Source organism: Schnuerera sp. (assembly GCF_035459645.1).
Classification (GTDB): Bacteria; Bacillota; Clostridia; order Tissierellales; family Tepidimicrobiaceae; genus Schnuerera.
The window spans coordinates 1-1,741 of the sequence record NZ_DATHXO010000138.1 but is presented as its reverse complement, the minus strand read 5'-3'; the positions used below and the strand labels follow the sequence as shown (position 1 = coordinate 1,741).

Genomic DNA, 1,741 nt, shown 5'->3' with positions numbered 1-1,741 from the left:
CCTTTCAAAGTGTGAGCAACCCTAAAAAGTTCATTAATCAAAGATGTATTTGTTTTATCCTTTTCCAATTCCAATAAAGCTTCATTCATATTTTGTAAATGTTCTTTTGATTCTTCAACAAATAAGTTAATATATTGGTTCAAGTCTAAATCCATTATTACACCCCCACTATACTCATTATTTCATGAGCTATCTTATTTAAAGGAACTATCATATCGATACTTTTTGTATCTATTGCTGATTTAGGCATCCCAAAAATTATAGATGAATCTTTATCTTGAGCTATTGTAATACCTTTTGATTCCTTTATTTGGACAATTCCGTTCGTACCATCAGATCCCATACCAGTCATTATAACTCCTAATTTTTTTAGACCTTTAATTTTTGCAACAGATTCCATTAAAACATCTACAGAAGGTCTTAATCCTTTTACAGCTGGTGTTTTATTTAATTGAATGAAATAATCTGAAGATTTTTTAACTACTTCCATGTGAAAATCTCCAGGTGCAATATAACAAGTACCCCTTTCTAATCTATCTCCATTTTCACCTTCTCTAACTTTTATTTTTGATAAATTATTCAATCTATCTGCCAGTGATTTAGTAAATTTAGGCGGCATATGTTGAACTACTACAATAGTTCCATTAATATTTTCATCTAATAATGGCAAAACATCTTGTAATGCTCGAGGTCCTCCTGTTGAAGTACCTATTGTAACTATATATTCAAAGTTCTTCTTACCGGTGCTATCAACTATTGGATACTTGGATAATGGTTTTAAACTTGTTTTATGAACGTAACCAATCTTGGGTTCTGATTTTGCAGCAATTTTTATTTTGTTAATCATCTCTACTTTAGCCATTTTACCGCTTATACTAAAAATATTTTTTGGTTTTGGAATAAAATCAATCGCCCCTTTATCTAAAGCATCTAAAGTTAAAGTTGCACCTTCTTTAGTCAAATTACTAATCATTATTACAGGTAAATTATAGTTCTTAATAATTTGCTCCAAAGTAGTAATCCCATCCATAATAGGCATTTCTATATCAAGAGTGACAATATCTGGTTTCAATAAAGGGATTTTTTCTAAAGCTTCTTTCCCATTCTTTGCTTCTCCAATTACAAAAATTTCTTTATCTTCATTGAATATATCCGTCAATATTTTACGTATAAAAGGAGAATCATCTACTATAAGTACTTTTATCAATTATATCAATCCTTTTTCTCTTAACAATCGTTGTTTAAAAAATATAAATTGAATTATTCTATCCCTATCTTTTTCATTTAATTTGATGAATTTTATTCCTAAACTAAAATCATAATCAAATGTATCAACCTTTTCGATTCTTAAAACTTTTCCTTCTGTAGTAATTTGATGATTATCTATCGTAAACTTGCATAAGACAATATCATTAATTTTATGTTCATAGTTAGAATATATTTTTAGTCCTCCACCACTGATATCCTTTGTCCTACATTTTTCAGTAATAGTCTTTTCTTTTGTGTTTTGCTTAAGAACAAACTCTTTTACTACTGGTATATCAATATTAAATCTATAAAATCCTCTTAATTGTGATCTTTTAGTTTGTGATATTCTTCGTATTTTAAGTTTATATACCCTTTCATATTCCCTTCCTAATACTTTAGCATTAAAAGAGTATCTTCCTTTATTTTCAACAATGTAGCTTATTTCTATTATTTCATCCTTGTGAATTAAAACCATATTGTTTTTATGTATAGG

3 protein-coding genes are annotated in these 1,741 nt (G+C 28.1%); all 3 read right to left on the bottom strand.

The window, feature by feature from the left end; all coding sequences use genetic code 11:
• On the bottom strand, positions 1 to 155 hold a 155-nt coding region (locus tag VK998_RS03195), incomplete at its 3' end, for an Hpt domain-containing protein (protein WP_325225408.1).
• 2 nt (positions 156 to 157) lie between these two features.
• Positions 158 to 1,207, bottom strand: coding sequence for a protein-glutamate methylesterase/protein-glutamine glutaminase (locus tag VK998_RS03190; protein WP_325225406.1), 1,050 nt, complete (start codon positions 1,205 to 1,207; stop codon positions 158 to 160).
• The coding region (locus tag VK998_RS03185) for a flagellar brake protein (RefSeq protein ID WP_325225404.1) at positions 1,208 to 1,741 on the bottom strand (534 nt) is incomplete at its 5' end. It abuts the gene before it with no gap.